Origin of the sequence: Streptomyces sp. ICC4 (assembly GCF_003287915.1) — a bacterium.
Classification (GTDB): domain Bacteria; phylum Actinomycetota; class Actinomycetes; order Streptomycetales; family Streptomycetaceae; genus Streptomyces; species Streptomyces tritrimontium.
In genome coordinates, this window is record NZ_CP030286.1 from 3,528,223 (window position 1) to 3,549,932 (window position 21,710).

Here is a 21,710-nt window from a genome sequence, read left to right on the forward strand (position 1 = left end):
AGAATGGCCGGCGCGATGCGCAAGATGGCGGTCTACCTCGGCCTCGTGGAGGACGACCGGTACGACAACCCGGGGTACGACCCCGACGACGAGTTCGAGCCCGAGCCGGAACCGGAGCGGTCGCGCGAGCGGGACCGCCGACAGCAGCCCGTTTCGCACCAATCGCCCGTATCGGACGAACCGGTACGAGTTGCACAGCCTCCGGCGCCAAGGGAACCCCTCCCAATGCCGGTTGAAAACGGACGTCCTGCGCGAATCGCCCCCGTGGCATCCATCACACCCGAACGCTCGAATCTGGAGAAGAACGCCCCCGTGATCATGCCCAAGGTCGTCTCCGAGCGGGAGCCGTACCGCATCACGACACTCCACCCCCGGACCTACAACGAGGCCCGTACCATCGGGGAACACTTCCGTGAGGGCACTCCGGTGATCATGAATCTCACGGAGATGGACGACACGGACGCGAAGCGTCTGGTCGACTTCGCCGCCGGCCTCGTGTTCGGCCTGCACGGCAGCATTGAACGCGTGACACAGAAGGTGTTCCTGCTGTCGCCTGCTAACGTCGATGTCACGGCGGAGGACAAGGCCCGCATCGCGGAGGGCGGGTTCTTCAACCAAAGCTAGACCGATCCGTCAGATACGGGACCGGGAACTGAGCGGGAGCAGGGGAGAGGGAAGCGCGGGATGGGTGTCGCACTACAAGTGGTCTACATCGCGCTGATGTGCTTCCTCATCGTGCTGATCTTCCGACTGGTCATGGACTACGTGTTCCAGTTCGCACGTTCATGGACACCCGGCAAGGCGATGGTGGTCGTTCTGGAGGCCACCTACACTGTCACCGATCCACCGCTCAAGCTTCTCCGGCGGCTCATCCCGCCGTTGCGTCTCGGGGGCGTGGCACTCGACCTGTCCTTCTTCGTTCTGATGATCATCGTTTACATCCTCATCAGTTTCGTGAGCACCGCTGCGAGAAGCGTGTGAACGATGTGCTTCCCCGCAGGCGCGGGGACAGTCCCGATACGGTCTTGCCGACTGCCGACGACTACGTAGAGGTGAAGAAGACATGCCGCTGACCCCCGAGGACGTGCGGAACAAGCAGTTCACGACCGTCCGCCTCCGAGAAGGCTATGACGAGGACGAGGTCGATGCCTTCCTCGACGAGGTCGAGTCCGAGCTGACGCGCCTGCTGCGCGAGAACGAGGACCTGCGCGCCAAGCTCGCGGCCGCCACGCGCGCCGCCGCGCAGAACCAGCAGCAGCAGGGCATGCGCAAGCCGGAACCCCAGGACCAGCGCGGCCCCGGCGCCCCCGTGCCCGCGGCCATATCCGGCCCCCCGCAGCAGCAGCCCCAGATGGGTCCGCCGCAGCTTCCGGGTGGCCAGCCCCAGCTTTCGGCCGGTCCCGGTGGGCACGGCCAGCAGGGTCCGGGCCCGATGGGCGGCCCCATGCAGCAGCACACCATGGGTGGGCAGCAGCAGATGGGCCAGCAGGGCATGGGCCAGCAGATGGGCCAGCAGGGCATGGGCCAGCAGGGCATGGGCCAGCAGGGCCCCGGCCCCATGGGCGGCCCGATGCAGCAGCAGTCCATGGGCGGCCAGAACCCGCTCGGCCAGCAGATGGGCCAGCAGCAGATGGGCCAGCAGATGCAGCCGATGGGGCAGCAGATGCAGCCCATGGGCCAGCAGATGCACCAGCAGCAGCCGCAGCAGCTCCCGCAGCAGGGCCCCGGTGGCGACAGTGCCGCCCGCGTCCTGTCGCTCGCGCAGCAGACCGCCGACCAGGCGATCGCGGAGGCCCGTTCCGAGGCCAACAAGATCGTCGGCGAGGCCCGGTCGCGCGCCGAGGGCCTGGAGCGGGACGCCCGTGCCAAGGCCGACGCGCTGGAGCGGGACGCGCAGGAGAAGCACCGCGTCGCGATGGGCTCCCTGGAGTCCGCCCGCGCCACGCTGGAGCGCAAGGTCGAGGACCTGCGGGGCTTCGAGCGCGAGTACCGCACCCGTCTGAAGTCCTACCTGGAATCGCAGCTGCGCCAGCTGGAGACCCAGGCCGACGACTCGCTGGCCCCGCCGCGGAACCCCGCCGGTCCCGCGCTGCCTCCGTCGCCGTCTCCTTCGATGGCCCCGGCCGGTGCGATGCACTCCATGGGCGGTCCGTCGATGGGCGGCCCCTCGCCGATGGGCGGTCCGTCGCCGATGGCCCCGTCCTACGGTGGCGGCCAGCAGCAGATGTCCCCGGCGATGACGCAGCCGATGGCTCCGGTGCGGCCTGTCGCTCCGCAGCCGATGCAGCAGGCGCCGTCTCCCATGCGGGGCTTCCTGATCGACGAGGACGACAACTAAGCGGTATCCGTCGGCAGACGGTCGGGCCGGGCCCGGTTCCCCTTCGGGGGCACCGGGCCCGGCCCGTTTTCGTACCCCGGCCGGTACGCGGCCCCCGGGCTGCGCCCGGACCCCCTGGGGCTCCGCCCCGGACCCCGCGCCTCAAACGCCGGCGGGGCTGGATAGATCCAGCCCCGAGGACCGGGTCCGGGCCGGCCCGGGGAACGGTGGAAGGGCGGGGAGGGGAGAGAAACAGCTGTGGCCCGACGCCCCCCGGGAGGGGTGCCGGGCCACAGGGGGCCTGGGCTACGCCTTGCGGAGGCGGAAGGTCAGGCCGAGGGGCTCGTCCTCGAACGGGTCGCCGTACGTGTCGTCCGCGTCGCCGGACGCGTAGTCCGTGGCGAGGACCTCGTCCGCGATGAGGCCCGCGTGGTCCGTCAGGGCCGTCACGACCTCCGGGTCCGGCGAGGACCAGCGCAGGGCGATCCGGTCCGCGACGTCCAGGCCGGAGTTCTTCCGGGCCTCCTGGATCAGCCGGATCGCATCACGCGCCAGGCCCGCGAGCCGCAGCTCCGGAGTGATCTCCAGGTCCAGCGCGACCGTCGCGCCCGAGTCGGACGCCACCGACCAGCCCTCGCGCGGGGTCTCCGTGATGATGACCTCCTCCGGGGTGAGGGTGACCGTCTCACCGTTCACCTCGACGGTCGCCCCGCCGGAGCGCAGCGCCAGCGACAGCGCCGCCGCGTCCGCCGCGGCCACGGCCTTGGCCACGTCCTGCACGCCCTTGCCGAACCGCTTGCCCAGCGCCCGGAAGTTCGCCTTGGCCGTGGTGTGGACCAGCGAGCCGCCGACCTCCGAGAGGGAGGCCAGCGAGGAGACGTTCAGCTCCTCCGTGATCTGCGAGTGCAGCTCGGGGGAGAGGGTCTCGAAGCCCGATACGGCGACCAGTGCGCGGGACAGCGGCTGGCGGGTCTTGACGCCCGACTCGGCGCGCGTCGCGCGGCCCAGCTCCACGAGGCGGCGTACCAGCAGCATCTGCCGGGACAGCTCCGGGTCGATCATCGCGGTGTCCGGGACCGGCCACGTGGACAGGTGCACCGACTCCGGGGCGTCCGGGGTGACCGGGACGATCATGTCCTGCCAGACCCGCTCCGTGATGAAGGGGGTGAGGGGGGCGAGGAGGCGGGTGACCGTCTCCACGACCTCGTGCAGCGTGCGCAGCGCGGCCGCGTCGCCCTGCCAGAAGCGGCGGCGCGAGCGGCGGACGTACCAGTTGGAGAGGTCGTCCACGAAGGAGGAGAGGAGCTTGCCGGCGCGCTGGGTGTCATAGGACTCCATCGCCTCCGTGACCTCGGTCGTGAGGGCGTGGAGCTCCGAGAGGAGCCAGCGGTCCAGGACCGTGCGGTCCGCGGGCGCCGGGTCGGAGGCCGAGGGGGCCCAGTTCGACGTACGGGCGTACAGCGCCTGGAAGGCGACCGTGTTCCAGTACGTGAGGAGGGTCTTGCGCACGACCTCCTGGATCGTGCCGTGGCCGACGCGCCGCGCCGCCCACGGGGAGCCGCCGGCCGCCATGAACCAGCGGACGGCGTCCGCGCCGTGCTGGTCCATCAGCTGGATCGGCTCGAGGGTGTTGCCCAGGTGCTTGGACATCTTGCGGCCGTCCTCGGCGAGGATGTGGCCGAGGCAGACCACGTTCTCGTAGGAGGACTTGTCGAAGACGAGGGTGCCGACCGCCATCAGCGTGTAGAACCACCCGCGCGTCTGGTCGATGGCCTCCGAGATGAACTGCGCCGGGTAGCGCTTCTCGAAGATCTCCTTGTTCTTGTGCGGGTAGCCCCACTGCGCGAACGGCATCGAACCCGAGTCGTACCAGGCGTCGATGACCTCCGGCACGCGGACCGCCTCGAGGGCGCAGCCCTCGTGCGTGCAGGTGAAGGTGACCTCGTCGATGTAGGGGCGGTGCGGGTCCAGGCTCGCCTGGTCCGTGCCCGTCAGCTCGCTCAGCTCCGTGAGGGAGCCGACGCAGGTGAGGTGGTTCTCCTCGCAGCGCCAGATCGGCAGCGGGGTGCCCCAGTAGCGGTTGCGGGAGAGCGCCCAGTCGATGTTGTTGTTCAGCCAGTCGCCGAAGCGGCCCTGCTTGACGGAGTCCGGGAACCAGTTGGTCTTCTCGTTCTCCCGCAGCATCGCGTCCTTGACGGCGGTGGTGCGGACGTACCAGGACGGCTGCGCGTAGTAGAGCAGCGCGGTGTGGCAGCGCCAGCAGTGCGGGTAGCTGTGCTCGTAGGCGATGTGCTTGAAGAGCAGGCCGCGCGCGTCGAGGTCGGCGGTGAGCTTCTCGTCGGCCTTCTTGAAGAAGACGCCGCCGACGAGCGGGACCTCCTCCTCGAAGGTGCCGTCGGGGCGGACCGGGTTCACGACGGGCAGGCCGTACGCGCGGCAGACCGCGAGGTCGTCGGCGCCGAAGGCGGGGGACTGGTGGACCAGACCCGTGCCGTCCTCGGTCGTGACGTACTCGGCGTTCACGACGTAGTGGGCCGGCTCCGGGAACTCCACGAGGGAGAACGGGCGCTCGTACGTCCAGCGCTCCATCTCCTTGCCGGTGAAGGACTCGCCGGTGGCCTCCCAGCCCTCGCCGAGGGACTTCGCCAGCAGCGGCTCGGCGACGACCAGCTTCTCCGTGCCGTTCGTCGCCACCACGTACGTGACGTCCGGGTGCGCGGCCACCGCGGTGTTGGACACCAGGGTCCAGGGGGTGGTCGTCCAGACGAGGAGTGCCGCCTGGCCCGCGAGGGGGCCGGAGGTCAGCGGGAAGCGGACGTAGACCGAGGGGTCGACGACCGTCTCGTAGCCCTGCGCCAGCTCGTGGTCCGAGAGGCCGGTGCCGCAGCGCGGGCACCAGGGGGCGACACGGTGGTCCTGGGTGAGCAGCCCCTTGTTGAAGATCTCCTTCAACGACCACCACACGGACTCGACGTACTCGGGGTCCATGGTCCGGTACGCGTCGTCCAGGTCGACCCAGTAGCCCATGCGGGTCGTGAGCTCGGTGAACGCGTCGGTGTGACGGGTCACGGACTCGCGGCACTTGGCGTTGAACTCGGCGATGCCGTACGCCTCGATGTCCTTCTTGCCGTTGAAGCCCAGTTCCTTCTCGACGGCGAGCTCGACGGGCAGGCCGTGGCAGTCCCAGCCGGCCTTGCGGGCCACGTGGTAGCCGCGCATGGTGCGGAAGCGGGGGAAGACGTCCTTGAAGACGCGGGCCTCGATGTGGTGCGCGCCGGGCATGCCGTTCGCGGTGGGCGGGCCCTCGTAGAAGACCCACTCGGGGCGGCCCTCGGACTGCTCCAGGGTCTTGGCGAAGGTCTTGCTCTCGCGCCAGAAGTCGAGGACGGCGTGCTCGAGGGCAGGCAGGTCGACCTGGGCGGGTACCGGGCGGTACTGCGGCGGTGTGGTCATGAGGCTGAACTCTTCCTCCGGCGGGGTGTCACTTCCGTCCGGAGGGACGAGAGCCACGCCCTGAAGATCAGGGACTGCTCCCGCGGTACCACCCTCCTTGGCCTCCGGACACGTGGTCCGAGGGCCCCCTCATTGGGGTGCGAAGCCGGTTCTACGGTCCGCGGGAGCCCCTGCGGCTCCCTGCGGCTTTCTTCCGGCGGCTCCGGGGTGATCCTTCGCATCGCGCTCGCCCCCGGGCTCTCACCGTCCCCGGGTCGCTCCTGGCTGCGTCCGACGCTACTCGTCCCCATCCATGCCTCTCGCTGGGCCCCAGTGTACGGGCCGGGGCGCGGCTCGGCAGACCGGTTTACGGGGCGTGGCGCGGGGGTGCCGGAGAGGGCCGTTGGCGGGGCGGGGAATGACCCGAATGGGCCGATCCGGCGTTCCGGGGTGCGGTGGGGTGCGAGGGGCGGATTACCGGGCCCCCCGCTGGGCACAACGGATGCAGGTTGACCTCGTTGGACGCGTGCCCCGTTGCCGTGGGGCCGGAGTCGATTTATCGTTCCGGCATGATTCGCGAGCAATGATCACAGTATGTGAAGGGGCCGCGGCCATGGTGGCGAAGAAGACCGCCGGGAGTACACCCGAGAAGGCTGCGGAGAAGGCTGCCGTGACGAAGAAGTCCGCCGCCGATACGCCGGCGCCTTCGCCGGCGCCGGCGAAGAAGACGGCCGCCGCGAAGGCGCCCGCCGAGAAGGCTGCCGCCGTCAAGAAGACGGCCGCGAAGAAGGCCACGGCCAAGACGGCCGGAGCCGAGGGGGCGGCGCAGGCCGCGCGACAGACGGGAGCCCGCAAAGTGGTCGCCAAGAAGAGCACCGGCACGGCCAGGAAGACGGCCGCGGCCGCGAGGAGCGGGCTGCCCAAGGCGCGGGGCGCGGGGGCGGGCACGCCGGGCGAGCTCGCCGTACGGCCCGGGGAGGACCCGTGGACGCACGAGGAGGTCGAGGAGGCCCGCAGCGAGCTGATGAGCGAGGTGCTGCGGCTGCGCGCCGAGCTCGACGCCTCCGAGGCGGCCATTTCGGGCCTGATGCGGGACTCCGGCGACGGCGCGGGCGACGACCAGGCCGACACGGGCACCAAGAACATCACCCGGGAGTCCGAGCTGTCCCTCGCGGCGAACGCCTCCTTGATGCTGGAGCAGACGGAGCGGGCCGTGGAGCGCCTGGAGTCGGGCACGTACGGGATCTGCGAGAACTGCGGCCAGCCCATCGGCAAGGCCAGGATGCAGGCCTTCCCGAGGGCCACGCTGTGCGTGGACTGCAAGCAGAAGCAGGAGCGGCGGCACTAGGCCGTCTCTTTCGGATCTTGCCGGGCGTGTGGCGGGTCTGCGTGACGCACGCCCCCGGCCGTCCGGTGACGACGCCGGGCGGCGGCCCGTGGGTGCCCTGACGTACCCTCGTGTCTCGTCAGGGTCCAGGAACCTGGCGGGGCGGTCGGCGCGGTGCCGTCCAACACCTGGTTCGAGCTAGTTCGAGGGACTCACGTGACAGAGGCGGAGCGCATCATCGGTACGCCGGAGGCCGGGGAAGACGACACCCAGCCGGAGTCCGCGGCGCCCAAGGGGCGACGGCGGATCGCGGCGCTGCTCGTCGTGGCGGTGCTGGCCTACCTGCTGGACCTCGGCAGCAAGATGCTCGTCGTCGCGAAGCTGGAGCACCAGCCTCCGATCCAGGTCATCGGCGATCTCCTGAAGTTCGAGGCGATCCGCAATCCCGGCGCCGCCTTCGGCTTCGGCGAGGCCTTCACGATCATCTTCACCTGCATCGCCGCCACCGTCATCGTGGTGATCGTGCGCCTCGCGCGGAAGCTCTACAGCCTGCCGTGGGCGATCGCCCTGGGCCTGCTGCTGGGCGGTGCGCTGGGCAATCTGACCGACCGGATCTTCCGCTCGCCGGGCGTCTTCCGGGGCGCGGTCGTCGACTTCATCGCCCCCTCCCACTTCGCGGTCTTCAACCTCGCGGACTCGGCGATCGTGTGCGGCGGGATCCTGATCGTCCTGCTGTCGTTCAAGGGCCTGGACCCGGACGGCACCGTCCACAAGGACTGACGGGGACCCGCCGGGGCGGACCGGGGGACCGGCCTCCGGAGGGTCGCGGAAGCGATCGCGGAAGTGATCGCGGGACCGGTCGTCTGTCCGGTCCTGCATACTCGACGAGTGAGTACGATTCCCGAGATCCGAACCCTGCCCGTTCCCGATGGCCTAGAGGGCGAGCGCGTCGACGCCGCCATCGCCCGTATGTTCGGTTTCTCCCGGACGAAGGCGGCCGACCTCGCGGCCGCGGGAAAGGTGTCGGTCGACGGCAGTGTCGTCGGGAAGTCCGAGCGTGTGCACGGTGGCGCCTGGCTCGAAGTCGAGATGCCCGAACCGCCGCGGAAGATCGAGCTCGTCGCCGAGCCCGTCCCCGGCATGGAGATCGTCCATGACGACGACGACATCGTCGTCATCATGAAGCCGGTCGGCGTCGCCGCCCACCCCAGCCCCGGCTGGACCGGCACCACGGTCATCGGCGGCCTCGCCGCCGCCGGCTACCGCATCTCCACCTCCGGTGCCGCCGAGCGCCAGGGCATCGTGCACCGCCTCGACGTCGGCACGTCCGGCCTGATGGCCGTCGCGAAGTCGGAGCGCGCCTACACCTCCCTGAAGAACCAGTTCCGCGAGCGGATCGTGGACAAGCGCTACCACGCGCTGGTCCAGGGCCACCCGGACCCGATGAGCGGCACGATCGACGCGCCGATCGGCCGCCACCCCAGCGCCGACTACAAGTGGGCCGTGACGACGGAGGGCAAGCCCTCCGTCACCCACTACGACCTGATCGAGGCGTTCCGCGCCGCGTCGCTGCTGGACATCAAGCTGGAGACCGGCCGCACGCACCAGATCCGCGTGCACATGGCCGCCCACAAGCACCCCTGCGTCGGCGACCTGACGTACGGCGCCGACCCGACCGTGTCCAAGCGGCTGGGGCTCACCCGGCAGTGGCTGCACGCGGTGCGGCTCGGCTTCGAGCACCCCTCGGACGGCCAGTGGGTGGAGTTCGCGAGCACCTACCCGGCGGACCTGCAGCACGCGCTGGACGTGATCCGGAAGGAAAGCGAGTGACGGACCCCGGTCCCCCCGCCGTCTCGGTGCGGGTCGCCGAGACCGAGGCCGACATGAAGGCCTGCTTCGCGGTGCGGACCGAGGTCTTCGTGATCGAGCAGTCCGTGCCGGAGTCGATCGAGTACGACGCGTACGACGCGATCGCGGTCCACGTACTGGCCGAGGGGCCGGACGGGGTCGCGCTCGGGACCGGCCGGCTGCTCCACGGGCCCGAGGCCCTGGGCAAGACGGGCTCCGCCGACGTGGGCTCGCTGGGCCGGCTCGCCGTCTCCCGGTCCGCGCGCGGACTGGGCGTCGGGGCCCTGCTGGTACGGGCGATCGAGGCGGAGGCGGGGCGGCTGGGGCTGTCCTTCGTCGACCTGGGCGCGCAGACGCACGCGCTGGGCTTCTACGAGCGGCTCGGGTACGAGGCCTACGGGCCGGAGTTCCAGGACGCGGACATCCCGCACCGGTCCATGCGGCGCGCCCTGCCGTAACCCCCGCGGCAACCCGTCGCAACCCGTTGCCATCCGTGCCGCGACCCCGGCCGGGTTCCCCGGGAGGCCCGGCGGAGCCCGACACGCGGGTGCGGGGTCCCGGTCCGCGCCGCCGGACACGGCGGGCTGGCAGGCTGGGCGAGTGGATCAGCTAGCTCTGCTGTTCGTGCTGTTGCTCGGGGCCGTGGTGACCGTGCCGCTCGGGGACCGGCTCGGGCTGCCCTCGCCGGTGCTGATGACCATCGGCGGGGTGGTGCTCGCGCTGGTGCCCGCGGTGCCCAATGTCGAGATCCCGCCCGAGTACATCCTGCCGCTCGTGCTGCCCCCGCTGCTCTACGCCTCCGTGCAGCGGACCTCCTGGCGCCAGTTCGCCGCCAACGTGCGGCCCATCCTGCTGCTGGCCGTCGCGCTCGTGTTCGTGACCACGGCCGCCGTCGCCGCCGTGGCGAACGCCGTCGTGCCCGGGCTGCCGATCGCCGCCGCCGTCGCGCTCGGCGCGCTCGTCGCACCGCCCGACCCCGTCGCCGCCACCGCCGTGGCCGGCTCGCTCGGGCTGCCCCGGCGGATGGTGTCGATCCTGGAGGGCGAGGGGCTCTTCAACGACGTCACCGCCATCGTGCTCTACCACGTGGCCATCGCCGCCGCCGTGAGCGGCAGCTTCTCCTGGCCCGCGGCGCTCGGGGAGTTCGTGCTCTCCGCCGTCGTCGCCGTGGCCGTCGGGCTCGCGCTGGGCTGGGCCGCCAACCGGCTCATGGGGCGGCTCGGCGACGCCACGCTCCAGATCGGGCTGACGCTGCTCGTGCCGTTCGTGGCCTACGTGGTGGCCGAGGAGCTCCGGGGCTCGGGCGTGCTGGCCGTGCTGACCACGGCGCTGTTCCTCGCCGAGTACGCGACCGACGCCGACGACGTGCTGGGCCGGCTGGCCGGGCACACCTTCTGGGAGGTCGTCGACATGCTGGTCACGGGTGTGGCGTTCGGGCTGATCGGGCTGGAGCTGCACAACGTGTTCGGCGTCGCCCGCGGCCGGGAGTGGGAGATGGCCGGCTGGGCCGCGGCCGTGGTCGCCGTGGTGATCGGCGTACGGCTGGCGTGGCTGCTGCCCGCCGGCTGGCTCGCGAAACGGCTCCACTCGCTGCGCGACTACGACGAGGAGATCCCGCTGAGCTGGCGGGAGTCCGTGGTGATGTGGTGGGCCGGGATGCGCGGCGTGGCCTCGGTGGCGCTCGCCCTGGCCATCCCGCTCAAGACGGACGCCGGGACCGACTTCCCGGGCCGCGACCAGATCATCTTCATCGCCTTCGCCGTGATCATGGTGACCCTGGTGGTCCAGGGGCTGACCCTGCCCTGGCTGGTCCGCAGGCTGGGCGTGGAGGCGGACACCGACGCGGAGGCGGAGATCGCCCGTACCCTCGCGATCCGCGCCGCCAAGGCCGCCAAGCGCAGGCTGAAGGAGATCGAGGAGGCGGAGGACCTCCCCGAGGACCTGGTGGAGATCCTCTACCGGCGGGCGTACGACGTGGGGGCCAGGATCAGCCCCGACATGGTCGACGAGGAGCGGCGCGAGGCGTACGCGAAGCGGGTGGAGCGGCTGCGCGACGTGCAGCGGATCCAGCTGGAGATGATGTCCGCCGCCCGCCACGAGGTCCTGGCCGCCCGGAGCGAGCCCGGCGCCGATCCCGAGATCGTCGACCGGGTGCTCCGCCACCTGGACGTCCGCAGCCTGCGCAGTCCTTAGGCCCCGCGGTCCTGGGCTCCGCGGTCCCTGGGCTCCGCCTACACCTGGTAGCGGTCCGGGGCGAAGAGGTGGAGGTGGGACGCGATCCAGTCCGAGGTGCGGGTCAGGCCCTCGTGGAGGGAGACCTGGGGCTTCCAGCCCGCCCACTCGCGGGCCCGCGCGTTGTCCGACAGCAGGCGCTGGACCTCGCTGCCCGAGGGCCGCAGCCGGGCCGGGTCCACGACGACCTCCGCGTCCCGGCCCGACGCGGTGATCAGGGCCCGCGCCAGGTCGCCGATGGAGATCTCCTCGCCGGCGCCGAGGTTGACCACCTCGCCCAGTGCCCGGTCGCACTCCGCGACCGCGAGGAAGCCCGCCGCCGTGTCCGTCACGTACGTGAAGTCCCGGGTCGGGGTCAGGGAGCCGAGGCGGACCTCCCGGGCGCCCGAGTGGAGCTGGGCGAGGATCGTGGGGATGACCGCGCGCGCCGACTGGCGGGGACCGTAGGTGTTGAACGGCCGGACCACCGTCACCGGCAGCTCGAACGCGTGGTGGAACGACAGCGCCATCATGTCCGCGCCGATCTTCGACGCCGAGTACGGGGACTGCGGCTGGAGCGGGTGGCTCTCGGAGATCGGGGCCGTCAGGGCCGTCCCGTAGACCTCGCTGGTGGAGGTGTGCACGAGGCGGCGCACGCCGTGCCGGCGGCAGGCCTCCGCCATGTTCTCGGTGCCGGTGACGTTGGTCTGGACGTACGCGCCGGGCGAGGCGTAGCTGTACGGGATCCCGATCAGGGCCGCCAGGTGGAAGACCGTGTCGCAGCCGGCCACGGCGTCGCTCACGCGGCCCGCGTCGCGGATGTCGCCCGCCCACATCTCGACGGAGGCGGGGGCGGAGGCGTCAGCTTCGGCGCCGGCCAGGTAACGGGCCAGGTGGCCCTTCTCCGCGTACGGCTTGTAGTGCACGAAGGCGCGCACCTTCGCGCCCCGCTCCACCAGCAGGTCCACGAGGGTGGAGCCGATGAACCCCTCGGCGCCCGTGACGAGCACCGTGCGGCCCGTCCAGTCCGCGGGCGCGGGCGCGGGCATGATCGGGGTCGTGGGGGTCGTGGGCATGGTCATACGAGCTCCAGGGGAGAGGGGGAGAGTGAGGGGAAGCCGGCGACGCGCAGCACCTGCGCCGCCAGCAGTTCGGCGGCCCGCGCGTGCGGTCCGGGGTCGGCCGCGCCGGCCATCGCGGCGAGCCCCGCCGGATCGGCCAGCAGCGGGGCGAGCAGCCGCGCGAGGCGGTCGGCGGTCGCGTCCCCGTCCGGCAGCAGCAGCCCGGCGCCCGCGTCGGACAGCACCCGGGCGTTGTGGGTCTGGTGGTCGCCCGGGGCGTGCGGGTACGGGACCAGCACGGCCGGAACGCCGGTCGCGGCGAGCTCGGCCACCGTCGCGGAGCCGGCCCGGCACACCACCAGGTCGGCGGCCGCGTAGACCAGGTCCATCCGGTCCAGGTAGGGCACGGCCCGGGCGATCCGCTGCCCGCCCGAAGCCGACAGCCGCGCCGCCGTGTCCGCCAGCACGGCCGGGCCCGTCTTGATCAGCAGCTGTACGTCGTCCCGTGCCTGCCAGGCAGCCGCCAGTCCGGCCGCGGCCTCCGTGAGCCGGACGGCGCCCAGGCTGCCGCCGTTGAACACCACCAGGCGCCGGCCGTCCGGCACCCCGAGCTCGCCGCGGGCCCGCGCGCGCAGCGCCGCCCGTTCGCGGGCGGGCAGGACCGCGAGCCGCGCCAGCGCCGCCGAGATCGGCATCCCGGTGGTCAGCGCCCGCGCCCCGCCCGCCAGGTGTGCCCGGCTGCGGTCGAAGGCCACCGCCATGTGCGGGGTGAGCCGGGCCGCGAACCGGTTGGCCCGGCCCGGCACCGCGTTGGACTCGTGGATCACCGCGGGCAGCCCGGCCATCCGGGCCCCGAGCACGGCGGGCGCGCTCGGATAGCCGCCCATGCCGACGGCCACGTGCGCGCCCTGGGCCCGGATCACGGCCCGCGCCTGCCCCGCCGAGCGCAGCAGCGCCGCCGGGAGCAGGTAGCGGGCCGCGCCCAGCGCCGGGTCGAAGGGGATCATGTCGACGGTGTGCAGCCGGTAGCCGGCGGCCGGGATCAGCTCCGTCTCCAGCCCGCGTTCGGTCCCGATGAACGAGACCACGGCGCCGGGTACCGCGGCGCGCAGCGCCTCGGCCAGAGCCAGTCCGGGGTAGATGTGGCCGCCGGTTCCGCCCGCGCCGATCACGACGGAGAGCGGCCGGTGTGACGGTGCGCGCGAGGGTGAAGTGGTCATGGACGCACACTCCCGGTGCGTCCTAAGAAGGTTCTAAGAGGTTGCGGCCGCCGGTTTGGCAGGCTTTGCGGCATGCAGCGGATTCTGGTGGTGGACGACGAGCCCGAGGTGCGGGCCGCCGTCGAGGACGGCCTCGCCGTCGAGGGGTACGACGTACGGGGCGCGGCCGACGGACTGGCCGCCCTGTCCGAGGTGGCGCTCTGGCAGCCGGACGCGGTGGTCCTCGACGTGATGATGCCGGTGCTGGACGGGCTCGGTGTCTGCCGGCAGCTGCGCGCGGTGGGCGACCGTACGCCGGTCCTCGTGCTCACCGCCCTCGACGCGGTCAGCGACCGGGTCGACGGACTGGAGGCCGGGGCCGACGACTACCTGGTCAAACCGTTCGCGCTCGACGAGCTCGTGGCCAGGGTGCGGGCGCTCCTGCGGCGGGCCGCCCCCGAACCGGCCGGGGCCGCGCCCGAGCTCTCCTACGGGGACCTGGTGCTCGACCCGGTGACCCGCACCGGGCGGCGCGGCGGACGGCCGCTGGAGTTCAGCCGCACCGAGGCGGCCCTGCTCGAACTGCTCCTGCGCCACCCCGGGCAGGTGCTGCCGCGCGAGCTCGTCCTGGAACTGGTGTGGGGGCGGGACTTCGGGCCGGACTCCAACTCGCTGGCCGTCTATGTCGGCTACCTACGGCGGAAGCTGGAGGCCGGGGGCGAGCCCAGGCTGGTGCACACCGTGCACGGGGTCGGGTACCGGCTGGAGACCGCGTGAGCGGCGCGGGCGCTGCGGGCGCTGCGGCCGGCGGGGGCGGCGGGGGCCGGCGCCGGCGCGGTGCGCCGTGGCGCCGCCGCCGGCCGCTGCGGACCCGGCTCGCGCTGTCCGTCACCGCGGCCGTGGCCTTCGTCGCGCTCGGCGTGTGCACCGCGGCCTTCCTGCAGGGGCGGGCCGCGCTCTTCCGGCAGCTCGACCTGAGCCTGACGCAGGCCGCCCGGCTCGCCGCGAAGCAGTACGGGGACTCGCCGCCGGGGACCGCCTCGTGGGACTGCCGGTACCTGGCCGCGCCCGCCTGCGTCCAGATCGTCCCGGCCGACCCGTCGAAGGACCCGGCGGGAGGGGAGGCCGCCTACCGGATGCCGGTGGCACCGGCCACCCGGCAGGTCGCCGTGGAGGCGCGGGCCCCCTTCTACACCGACATCGTCGTCGAGGGGCATCCCGCCCGGATGCTCACCACCGACTTCCTCAAGGACCGGGCCCTCCAGGTCGCCGTGCGCTCCGACTCGGTGGAGACCGGCATCGACCGGGCCGCCCGCTGGCTCGCCCTCACCGCCACCGCCGGGGTGCTGCTGGCCGCGCTGCTCGGCTACTGGGTCGCGCGGACGGGCCTGGCACCGGTCACCCGGCTCACCGCCATGGCCGAGCGGATCGCGGCCACGCGGGATCCGCGGCACCGCATCGAGCTGCCGCCGCCGGGGCCCGGGCGGGGCGCGGAAGACGAGGTCACCCGGCTGGCGGGCAGCTTCAACACCATGCTCGGCGAGCTGGAGCAGTCCGTGACCGCGCAGCGCAGGCTGGTCGCGGACGCCTCGCACGAGCTGCGGACGCCGCTGACGGCGCTGCGGACGAACGCGGAGCTGCTGGCGCGGGGGGAGCGGCTGACGGTGGAGCAGCGCGAGCGGGCCTCACTGGCGCTCGGTCGGCAGCTGCGCGAGGTGACGGGGCTGGTCAACGACCTGATCGAGCTGGCGCGGGACGAGGAGCCGCAGCTGCTGGTGGAACAGGTGCGGTTGGCTCCCCTGGTGGAGTACTGCGTGGGGGCCGCGCGGGCGCACTGGCCGGGGGTGGAGTTCCGGGTGCGGACGCCGGCGCGGGAGGAGGCGCTGGCGGTGGTGGCGGGGGTGCCGGCGCGGTTGAGCCGGCTGCTGGGGAACCTGCTGGACAACGCGGCGAAGTTCAGCCCGGGCGGGGCGGAGGTGGAGGTCGGGCTGAGGGTCTCGGGCGGGCGCGCGGAGGTGACCGTACGGGACCACGGGCCCGGGATCGCGGAGGCGGACCTGCCGTACGTCTTCGACCGGTTCTACCGGGCGGGCGCGGCCCGGGCCCTGCCGGGGTCCGGGCTGGGGCTGGCGATGGCGCGGCAGATCGCGCGGGCGCACGCGGCGGAGCTGGCGGTGGAGGGGGTCCGCGGGGGGCCCGGATATGTGCGGGGGCACGTACGGGCCGCCCGGCGACGGCTGGTGCGGCTCCTGCTGGGGCTCCTGCGGCCGGCCCTCGGGATCCTCCCAGTACGACGGCTGGTGCTGCGACGGCTGGTGCTGCGGCGGCGGGTACTGCCGGTGCGGCTCGCCATCGGGCCGCGGACGCTGCGGGTTCTGGGGCACGAACTTCGCTCCGTACGGTCGGGCTGCCCCCCGGTGGGACAGAACGGACTGGGATCACCATTAGTCCTGATGCGTGAATCCCCCGGAGAGTTCCAAAACAACGCAAAAACATGCGTCGAATCTCAGGAGTCCGGAACCGGGCCCCGCGGAATCACCTCAGGGCATCGAGCGCTTCCGCGCACCGCCCGAGCAGCCGGATCAGCGACTCCCGCTCCTCGCCGCTGAACTCGGCGGCGAGCGCCCGCTCCACCGCGACCGCCCCCGCGTCGGCCACCTCCATCACGGCGCGGCCCTCGTCGGTGAGCCGGGTCTCCAGGACGTTGCGGTGCAATTCGTGCGGGGTCCGCTCGACGAGCCCGCGCTCCTGGAGGTTCTTCAGCACGGTGTTCATCGTCGGCGGCGTCACCCCGCACAGACGGGCGAGCGCGGCGGCGGAGATGCCGGGCTTTTCGGCGAGCCAGAGCAGCGCGGCGTACTGCGGAACCGTTACTGCGGCCGGCTTCACCGCCGTGTTCTTCGCCCCGAGGAGCGCCTGCTCGGCGCGCTTGATGTGGGAGCCGAGGCGCTCCTCGGGGGGCATGGAAGTCATTCCCGCATCATAAAGCCCTTGCAGGCATTAGAGCTCTAACTTATCTTCGTGCTCACCTACACAGAAGAGGACGTCTGATGATGAAGAAGCTCCTGCCCGCGGCCCTGCTGACCCTGACCACCGCCCTCGCCCTCGGCGCGGCCCCGGCCGCCCACGCCTCGGCCGCCCGCGCCTCGGCCGCCCGCGCCTCGGACGGCCCGACGGCAGACGGCCGGACCGCCGGCAGCCGGCCGGCGGACGCGCGGATCTCCACGGCGTTCACCCTCCCCGGCGCCAAGGTCTTCCCGGAGGGCATAGCCGCCGACCCCCGCACCGGCACGGTCTACGTCGGCTCCTACACGGACGGCACCGTCTACCGGGCCCGCCCCGGCGCCCGCGCCGCGGAGGTCTTCCTGCCCTCGGGCACCGACGGCCGCCACACGGCGAACGGGCTGCGGGTCGACGCCCGCGGGAGGCTCTGGGTGACCGACTCCACCTCGGGCGTCTCGGTGTACGACACCCGCTCGGGGGCGCGCGTGGCCCACTTCGAGATCCCCGGGAGCGCGCCGCGCTTCCTCAACGACCTGGCCATCACCCCGGACGGCACCGCGTACCTGACCGACAGCGTCCGCGCGGTGGTCTACCGGGTGACCCCGGACCAGCTCGCCGCCGGCTCCGGCCCGCTGCTGCCCGCGTACGACCTGAGCGGGCGGCTCACCCCGTCGCCTGCGGGCAGCTTCAGCCTCAACGGCATCGCCGCGGACCCGGCCGGCCGCTTCCTCCTCACCGTCGACATGACGGCCGGCGATCTGTACCGCATCGACCTCCGCTCGGGCGAGGTCTCGCGCACCGCCCTGACCGGCGGCGACCTGAAGACCGCCGACGGCCTCGACCTGGCACCCGGCGGCGTACTGCGCGCGGCCCAGAACACCCGCAACACCCTGAGCCGCTGGCAGCTCTCGGCGGACGGCACCCGGGCGCGCCTGGTCCGCACGGTCACGGACCCCTCGCTCCAGATCCCGACGACGCTGGTGCGGGTCCCGGGCCGCACCCTGGTGGTCCGCTCGCAGTTCGACCGGGACGGCGGCCCCATGCCCTCCACCAGCGGCGCCCCGACCGCGTTCACGGTCGCCTCGGTCCGCGGCTTCTGACGCGGGGGGGGCACGGCCGGATCCCGGCCCGGGCCCGTCAGCCCCGCAGGTAGGCCAGGACCGCGAGCACCCTGCGGTGGGACTCCTGTGCCGGGGGCAGGTCGAGCTTCATGAAGATGTTCCCGATGTGCTTGCCGACCGCCGCCTCGGAGACGGTGAGCCGGCGGGACACCTCGGCGTTGGAGTGGCCCTCGGCGATCAGCGCGAGGACCTCCCCCTCCCGGACCGTCAGCCGCTCCAGCGGATCGCGCCGGCGGCTGATGAGGCGGCGTACGACCTCGGGGTCGACCACCGTCCCGCCGGCCGCCACCCGGGCGACCGCGTCGAGGAACTCCTCGACCTGGCCGACCCGGTCCTTGAGCAGGTAGCCGACGGCCGTCCCGTCGCCGGAGTCGAGCAGTTCGGCGGCGTACGAGCGCTGCACGTACTGGGAGAGGACGAGCACGGGCAGGCCGGGCCGGGCCGCGCGCAGCCGCACGGCCGCGCGCAGCCCCTCGTCGGTGTGGTCCGGGGGCATCCGCACGTCGGTGACGACGATGTCCGGCCGGTGCTCGGCGACGGCCTCCTCCAGCTCCCGCGCGTCGCCGACGGCGGCGACCGTGCGGTGCCCGAAGCGGGTGAGCAGGCCGACGAGGCCCTCGCGGAGCAGGACGGAGTCCTCGGCGAGGACGACGCGCAGCGACGCCCGGGCGGTCGGTCCGCTCGGGCCGGACGGTCCGCTCGGGCCGGTCGGGTCGGTCGGGTCGGTCGGGCCGGTCGGGTCGGTCGGGCCGGTGCTGCTCAGGGGAGCTGCGGTTCCTTCGGCGGGCTCGGAATGCAAGGGATCTCCACACGCAGCAGGGTCGGGCCTCCGGGAGGACTGGTCAGGGTCAGTCTGCCGTCCACGACCGACACCCGGTCGGCCAGTCCCGTCAGTCCGCTCCCCCGCGCCGCGTCCGCGCCGCCGCGGCCGTCGTCCGCCACCTCCACGGTCAGGCGCGCGCCGTCGTGGCGGCCGGTGACCGTGATCCGCTTCGCCCCGCTGTGCCGGACCGCGTTGGCGAGGGCCTCGCTGACGAAGAAGTACCCGGCGGACTCGGCCTGTTCGGGCAGCCGGCCCGGGAGGTCGAAGTCGGTGTCGACGGGGATCGGCGAACGGTCGGCGACATCGGCGACGGCGTCGGGCAGCCCCCGGTCGGTGAGGACCTGCGGGTGGATGCCGTGGATGAGCTCGCGCAGCGAGGTCAGCACCCGGCCGGCCTCGGCGTGCGCGGCGGCGAGCTGCCCGGCGAGCGCGCTGCCCGGCGGGGCGTCGAGCCGGGCCAGGCCCAGCGTCATGGACAGCGCGACGAGCCGCTGCTGGGCGCCGTCGTGCAGGTCCCGCTCGATGCGCCGGCGCTCGGCGTCGAAGGCGGCCGCCAGCCGGGCCCGGGAGCTGGTCAGCTCGGTGACCCTGACGGCCAGATCGGCCCGGCCGGGGCTGAGCATCAGGCGGGCCAGGGCCGCGCGGGCGGCCGCCAGTACGCCGAGCCCGTAGAGGAAGAGCGGGAGCAGCAGCAGTCCGGCGGCGGCGCACAGCAGGGCGGCCGGGTAGCCGGTGACGCCGTGGAAGGAGAGCGGGTTGGCCTGCTGTCCGTCGAGGGCGAGCAGGACGGGGGTGGCGATGAGGTCGGCGGGGACGTAGAGGGCCGCGCCGACGGCGAGCAGCTCCAGCGGCCACAGGACGGTGGCGGCGAGGAGCACGTAGCCCAGTTCCCGCCAGGTCGCCTGCTCGCGGAAGCGGGTGCGGGCCCACGCCGTGAGCCCCGTACGGTCCGGATCGCGGTGCGGGTCGGGCACGGGCACGGGGTCGACCAGCAGCAGCCGGCGCCGTTCGAGGGCGGCGAAGGGCACTCCGGCCAGCGCGAGGGCGGCCAGCAGCGGCAGGCCGACGAGGACGACGGCGAGGACCGTCCCGCAGACGGCGAGCAGCAGCAGCACGAGGAACGCGAGGGCGCCGCCGAGGCCGCCGCCGAGCAGGTAGGCGGCGGAGCGCCACGGCCGGGCGGAGCGCAGGTACCGGCCCGGATCCGGGCCGAGGCCGTCTCTTTCGGATCTTGTCGGCCGAACCCGCGGCGTCTGGTGCCGTGCATGGCAAGGCGGAGGGGCGCTCCGTGTACTGGACGTACTCGGGCGTCCCGCCAACGCGGCCAGGCGCGGTGCCGGGCGTCGCGGGCCCGGCAAGATCCGAAAGAGACGGCCGAGGGGGGAAGGCGGCATGCGGCCACCGTAGGCGGGTGGCCGGGCCCCGCGCGGTAGTGCTGGCCCTACCTTCGGGACTCGCCCCTGCCCCGCTGACCGGGCGCGGCCGCGGCGGTTGGCTGGGGACCATGCTGAACATCGCGTTGAGGTCGCTGCGGCGGCGCTGGATGACACAGGTGGGGACGTTCGTGGCAGTGGCCCTGGGGGTCGCGCTGATGACCGTCATGGGACTGGGGCTCGCGGCTTCGGCGGCGCTGCCCGCGGGTGTGGAGGTGGTGGGCCTCAATTCGATGCTGGGCACGGCGGGCGCGGTGAGCTCGTTCGTGTCGGTGTTCGTGGTCGCGTCCACGTTCTCGTACGCCGTGGCGCAGCGGCGGCGCGAGCTGGGGCTGCTGCGGCTGGCGGGGTCGACACCGGGGCAGCTGCGGCGCCTGGTGATGACGGAGGCGGCGGCCGTCGGGCTGGCCGGGTCCGCGGCGGGTCTCGTCCTGGGGCGGGCGGGTGCGCCGCTGATGGCGCGGTGGACGGTTTCGCAGGGGCTGGCGCCCGCCTCGTACCTGATCGGGGATCAGGCCTGGCCGCTGCACGCGGCGTTCTGGACCGGCCTGGTGGTCGCCCTGTCGGGGGCGTACGCCGCCTCCCGCCGGGCGGGCCGGGTCGGCCCGCTGGAGGCGCTGCGGGAGGCCGCGACGGACGAGCGTCCGATGACGCCGGGCCGGTGGGCGGCCGGGGGCGGGCTGCTGCTGTTCGCGGTCGCCTTCGCCGGCTGGCGGCTCGGCACGGATCCGGGCAGCCTGCTGAAGCGCAAGACGTACACCTGGCAGCCGATGCTGCTGATCTCCGCGTGCGGCCTGCTGGCCCCCGTGCTCGTACGGCCCGTCGTGCGGCTGCTGATGTGGGTCCCGGTCCGGCTGACCTCCTACGCGGGCCGGCTGGTGCGGGCGAACGCCTCGGCCGGGATCCGCCGGACGGCGGCGGTGGCGGCGCCGGTGCTGGTGATGGTCGCGCTGACCGGGTCGCTCGTGGGCTCGGTCCTGACCCTGGCCGAGGCGAAGGCGGTGGAGGCCCGCGGCAGGACCGGCGCGGACTGGGTGCTGACGGGCGGCCGGCTGCCGCAGCACCCCGAGATCCCGGGCGCGAGCGCCCTGTCGGTGGCCGGGACGGAGCTGACGGTCCTGGAGGAGGGCTTCGTGAAGGTCCGGACGGAGGCCTCGGCGGTCGATCCGGCGGCGTTGGCGGCGGTCTCCCGGCTGCCGGTGGTGGCGGGGTCGGTGGCGGACCTGGACGACGGGGGCATCGTGGTCACGGAGGAGTGGTGGCAGCACCGGGTCGGGGACTCCGTACCCCTGTGGCGGGCGGACGGGACGGCCGCGCACCTGCGCGTGGTGGCGGTGATGCGGACCGGCACCGGCGACAACGGCGCCTACGTGACGGCGCGCAACGCCCCGGGCGCGCAGGTCTCCCGGATCGAGGTGAAGGCCCCGCCGGCCGCGTCCGCCGCGGTCCGGGAGGCGGCGGGGCGCTGGGACGCGACGCTGCGCTCGAAGGCCGACTGGGTGGAGGCGACGCACCCCCGCGCCAACCGCTTCACCGTGCTCGGCTTCGTCCTGGTCATCGGCATCGCGCTGGTCTACACGGCGATCGCGCTGGCCAACACCCTGCTGATGGCGACCTCGGACCGGGCCGGCGAACTGCGCCTGCTCCGCCTGGCCGGCGCCACCCGCACCCAGGTCCTCGCCGTGACGACCGCCGAGTCCCTGCTGACGGCCGCGGTCGGAGCCCTCCTCGGCACGGCGGTCACGGCATTCAACCTGGCGGGCATGCGCGCCGCCCTGGCGGTCCTCGGTGTCGACTCCCCGGTCGTGGTCCCCTGGCTCCCGATGGCCGCGGCGGCCGCCGTCTGCACCGTCCTCGCGATCCTGAGCACCCTCCTCCCGGCGGCCCGCGCGCTGCGCCGCCACGCGCGGGCGCAAGGCGCGGGGCCGGGGTGAC

At 73.3% G+C, this 21,710-nt stretch carries 17 protein-coding genes and 1 pseudogene; 12 read left to right on the forward strand and 6 right to left on the reverse strand.

Translation table 11 applies throughout. The features are described 5' to 3' along the window. The first annotated feature begins 3 nt into the window (after window positions 1-3). The 3 genes from sepF to DRB89_RS16415 all read left to right on the forward strand — a co-directional run bounded on the left by sepF (window position 4) and on the right by DRB89_RS16415 (window position 2,338). Window positions 4-624, forward strand: a complete 621-nt coding sequence (gene sepF, locus DRB89_RS16405; protein WP_112450286.1) for a cell division protein SepF — start codon at window positions 4-6, stop codon at window positions 622-624. 60 nt (window positions 625-684) lie between these two features. Further along, window positions 685-981: a YggT family protein gene (locus DRB89_RS16410; RefSeq protein ID WP_112450285.1), complete on the forward strand. Its 297-nt coding sequence runs from the start codon at window positions 685-687 to the stop codon at window positions 979-981. An 82-nt stretch (window positions 982-1,063) separates the two neighbouring features. Next, on the forward strand, window positions 1,064-2,338 hold the full coding sequence (locus DRB89_RS16415; protein ID WP_112450284.1) for a DivIVA domain-containing protein: 1,275 nt from the start codon (window positions 1,064-1,066) through the stop codon (window positions 2,336-2,338). 285 nt (window positions 2,339-2,623) lie between these two features. Here DRB89_RS16415 and ileS read toward each other — a convergent pair whose 3' ends face one another. Further along, a complete protein-coding gene (gene ileS, locus DRB89_RS16420) occupies window positions 2,624-5,770 on the reverse strand; it encodes an isoleucine--tRNA ligase (RefSeq protein WP_112450283.1) in 3,147 nt (1,048 codons plus the stop codon). A gap of 592 nt (window positions 5,771-6,362) precedes the next feature. On the opposite strand from ileS, the gene DRB89_RS16425 reads away from it, so the two are divergent. From DRB89_RS16425 to DRB89_RS16445, 5 genes are all read left to right on the forward strand, one after another. Beyond that, entirely contained in the window at window positions 6,363-7,097 is a 735-nt protein-coding gene (locus DRB89_RS16425) for a TraR/DksA C4-type zinc finger protein (protein WP_112451990.1), read from the forward strand. Between the two features lie 195 nt (window positions 7,098-7,292). Continuing rightward, a complete protein-coding gene (gene lspA / locus DRB89_RS16430; RefSeq protein WP_112451991.1) occupies window positions 7,293-7,856 on the forward strand; it encodes a signal peptidase II in 564 nt (187 codons plus the stop codon). Window positions 7,857-7,964: 108 nt separating this feature from the next. Continuing rightward, on the forward strand, window positions 7,965-8,906 hold the full coding sequence (locus DRB89_RS16435) for an RluA family pseudouridine synthase (RefSeq protein ID WP_112451992.1): 942 nt from the start codon (window positions 7,965-7,967) through the stop codon (window positions 8,904-8,906). Window positions 8,907-8,959: 53 nt separating this feature from the next. Beyond that, window positions 8,960-9,382, forward strand: coding sequence for a GNAT family N-acetyltransferase (locus DRB89_RS16440; protein ID WP_112454081.1), 423 nt, complete (start codon window positions 8,960-8,962; stop codon window positions 9,380-9,382). A gap of 142 nt (window positions 9,383-9,524) precedes the next feature. Then, window positions 9,525-11,117 carry a Na+/H+ antiporter gene (locus DRB89_RS16445; RefSeq protein WP_112451993.1) on the forward strand — a complete coding sequence of 531 codons (1,593 nt, stop codon included), beginning with the start codon at window positions 9,525-9,527 and terminating at the stop codon, window positions 11,115-11,117. A 38-nt stretch (window positions 11,118-11,155) separates the two neighbouring features. On the opposite strand, the gene DRB89_RS16450 is transcribed toward DRB89_RS16445, so the two are convergent. Further along, on the reverse strand, window positions 11,156-12,211 hold the full coding sequence (locus DRB89_RS16450; RefSeq protein ID WP_275432091.1) for a GDP-mannose 4,6-dehydratase: 1,056 nt from the start codon (window positions 12,209-12,211) through the stop codon (window positions 11,156-11,158). Between the two features lie 2 nt (window positions 12,212-12,213). Continuing rightward, on the reverse strand, window positions 12,214-13,416 hold the full coding sequence (locus DRB89_RS16455; protein WP_112451994.1) for a UDP-N-acetylglucosamine--N-acetylmuramyl-(pentapeptide) pyrophosphoryl-undecaprenol N-acetylglucosamine transferase: 1,203 nt from the start codon (window positions 13,414-13,416) through the stop codon (window positions 12,214-12,216). 72 nt (window positions 13,417-13,488) lie between these two features. On the opposite strand from DRB89_RS16455, the gene DRB89_RS16460 reads away from it, so the two are divergent. Together DRB89_RS16460 and DRB89_RS16465 are read left to right on the forward strand one after the other, a co-directional pair. Next, entirely contained in the window at window positions 13,489-14,172 is a 684-nt protein-coding gene (locus tag DRB89_RS16460) for a response regulator transcription factor (protein WP_204357888.1), read from the forward strand. Window positions 14,173-14,258: 86 nt separating this feature from the next. Beyond that, window positions 14,259-15,566: pseudogene (locus tag DRB89_RS16465) on the forward strand (HAMP domain-containing sensor histidine kinase); the annotation flags it as partial. Window positions 15,567-15,930: 364 nt separating this feature from the next. On the opposite strand, the gene DRB89_RS16470 reads toward DRB89_RS16465, so the two are convergent. Next, a complete protein-coding gene (locus tag DRB89_RS16470; RefSeq protein WP_112446863.1) occupies window positions 15,931-16,368 on the reverse strand; it encodes a MarR family transcriptional regulator in 438 nt (145 codons plus the stop codon). 77 nt (window positions 16,369-16,445) lie between these two features. Between DRB89_RS16470 and DRB89_RS16475 the strand changes: the two genes are divergently transcribed. After that, a complete protein-coding gene (locus tag DRB89_RS16475; RefSeq protein WP_239516179.1) occupies window positions 16,446-17,498 on the forward strand; it encodes an SMP-30/gluconolactonase/LRE family protein in 1,053 nt (350 codons plus the stop codon). 37 nt (window positions 17,499-17,535) lie between these two features. Here the strand turns inward: DRB89_RS16475 and DRB89_RS16480 are convergent, their stop codons facing one another. Together DRB89_RS16480 and DRB89_RS16485 are read right to left on the reverse strand one after the other, a co-directional pair. Continuing rightward, window positions 17,536-18,177 carry a response regulator transcription factor gene (locus DRB89_RS16480; RefSeq protein WP_112453200.1) on the reverse strand — a complete coding sequence of 214 codons (642 nt, stop codon included), beginning with the start codon at window positions 18,175-18,177 and terminating at the stop codon, window positions 17,536-17,538. Between the two features lie 101 nt (window positions 18,178-18,278). Then, window positions 18,279-19,532, reverse strand: coding sequence for a sensor domain-containing protein (locus DRB89_RS16485; RefSeq protein WP_239516804.1), 1,254 nt, complete (start codon window positions 19,530-19,532; stop codon window positions 18,279-18,281). Between the two features lie 374 nt (window positions 19,533-19,906). On the opposite strand from DRB89_RS16485, the gene DRB89_RS16490 reads away from it, so the two are divergent. Next, entirely contained in the window at window positions 19,907-21,709 is a 1,803-nt protein-coding gene (locus DRB89_RS16490) for an FtsX-like permease family protein (protein ID WP_239516180.1), read from the forward strand. Window position 21,710: the final 1 nt, after the last annotated feature.

Bases quoted from the DNA above. Each gene is read 5' to 3' on its own strand.
- DRB89_RS16450 (WP_275432091.1), bottom strand. From the start codon at position 12,211: ATGCCCACGACCCCCACGACCCCGATCATGCCCGCGCCCGCGCCCGCG.
- DRB89_RS16440 (WP_112454081.1), top strand. From the start codon at position 8,960: ATGAAGGCCTGCTTCGCGGTGCGGACCGAGGTCTTCGTGATCGAGCAG.
- DRB89_RS16425 (WP_112451990.1), top strand. From the start codon at position 6,363: ATGGTGGCGAAGAAGACCGCCGGGAGTACACCCGAGAAGGCTGCGGAG.
- DRB89_RS16460 (WP_204357888.1), top strand. From the start codon at position 13,489: ATGCAGCGGATTCTGGTGGTGGACGACGAGCCCGAGGTGCGGGCCGCC.
- DRB89_RS16410 (WP_112450285.1), top strand. From the start codon at position 685: ATGGGTGTCGCACTACAAGTGGTCTACATCGCGCTGATGTGCTTCCTC.
- DRB89_RS16475 (WP_239516179.1), top strand. From the start codon at position 16,446: ATGATGAAGAAGCTCCTGCCCGCGGCCCTGCTGACCCTGACCACCGCC.
- DRB89_RS16415 (WP_112450284.1), top strand. From the start codon at position 1,064: ATGCCGCTGACCCCCGAGGACGTGCGGAACAAGCAGTTCACGACCGTC.
- DRB89_RS16455 (WP_112451994.1), bottom strand. From the start codon at position 13,416: ATGACCACTTCACCCTCGCGCGCACCGTCACACCGGCCGCTCTCCGTC.
- sepF (WP_112450286.1), top strand. From the start codon at position 4: ATGGCCGGCGCGATGCGCAAGATGGCGGTCTACCTCGGCCTCGTGGAG.
- ileS (WP_112450283.1), bottom strand. From the start codon at position 5,770: ATGACCACACCGCCGCAGTACCGCCCGGTACCCGCCCAGGTCGACCTG.
- DRB89_RS16470 (WP_112446863.1), bottom strand. From the start codon at position 16,368: ATGACTTCCATGCCCCCCGAGGAGCGCCTCGGCTCCCACATCAAGCGC.